The 1,184-nt window shown below is 29.7% G+C and carries 2 protein-coding genes; both read left to right on the top strand.

The features are described from left to right. Window positions 1–404: 404 nt before the first annotated feature. A complete protein-coding gene (locus tag EVJ48_02080) occupies window positions 405–1,013 on the top strand; it encodes a TlpA family protein disulfide reductase (GenBank protein RZV40103.1) in 609 nt (202 codons plus the stop codon). Window positions 1,014–1,045: 32 nt separating this feature from the next. Beyond that, window positions 1,046–1,184: cytochrome c biogenesis protein CcdA (locus EVJ48_02075; protein ID RZV40102.1), on the top strand; the 139-nt coding region annotated here is incomplete at its 3' end.

Here is a 1,184-nt window from a genome sequence, read left to right as displayed (position 1 = left end):
AAAGTATATAGCGGCAAAAAATTACTTGTACAAAATTTTAGCAATATTTTAACAATTAAAAAATCGCCTTCTATTCTATTAAATTCCCATAATCTTTCTTTAAAGCGTGCCAGATTTGCTAATTGTTTGGAATGTCAAAATATTCCTGCATTTTTGTTTAATATTAACGAATATTTTCTTATAATTTTTATATTTGCAATGCTTTATATTTTTCTTCAAACACTATTTATATTTCCTATCGTTCATCCTCCAAAATTTTCTTATCGTTATTTCAATTTATAATTTTATTTATTTTAAATTAAACCTGATAGAGCATCGGACTACTCTATTTTATTAGGAAAAATATATAATTTTTTCTAATAAAATAAAATTAAATATTTAATATATGCTTAAAATAATAAATAATGGGAGTACTAGTTATGAAAAATAAATCTAATAAAGTAAAATCATTTAATAAATACAAACTATGGATAATAATTTCGGCAATTATTCTGGTTGTTTTTGCCGGTTCTTTAGTAATAATAAAAAATCCGGACTGGTTTCATCTTGCAGGCAAAGCTCTTAAAATAAATAAATCCGGCAATGAAACTTTTGCGCCTCAATTTATGGTTAAAAGCATCAACTATCCGAATAAAATTTTATCTCTTAAAAAATACAGGGGGCACATAATCTTGGTTAATTTTTTTGCAACATGGTGTCCGCCATGCCGCGCTGAAATGCCGCGGATTGAAAAATTTTATAAAGCTCATAAAAGCGAAGGCTTTCGTGTCATAGGGCTTTCGGTTAATAATAGCGGAGCTGAAGCGGTCCTCAATTTTTTTAAACATTTTGACGGCGGCCATATAACATATCCTCTAGCTATGGCAAATTACGGAATTGAACAAGCTTACGGCGGAATAAACGAGATACCGCAATCTTTTATAATAGATAAACAGGGCAGCATAGTAGCGCATTTTACAGGCGAACTTTCGCCGGGTTTTTTAGGCTATTACTTTAAAAAATATAATAAATAATAATTGCAATACTATTTGGAGGTAGTATATATATGAATTCTTTTTTTACGCCCAACGTATCATTTTTAGTAGCTTTTTTAGCGGGATTGTTTTCTTTCATAAGCCCCTGCGTGTTTCCTTTAATACCTTCTTATTTATCGTATATATCCGGCTTGTCTATGGACGAACTTA

It is taken from the genome of Candidatus Acidulodesulfobacterium acidiphilum (genome assembly GCA_008534395.1).
Classification (GTDB): Bacteria; SZUA-79; SZUA-79; order Acidulodesulfobacterales; family Acidulodesulfobacteraceae; genus Acidulodesulfobacterium_A; species Acidulodesulfobacterium_A acidiphilum.
The sequence above is the reverse complement of the archived record's forward strand: the minus strand, read 5'-3'. Positions and strand labels throughout refer to the sequence as shown.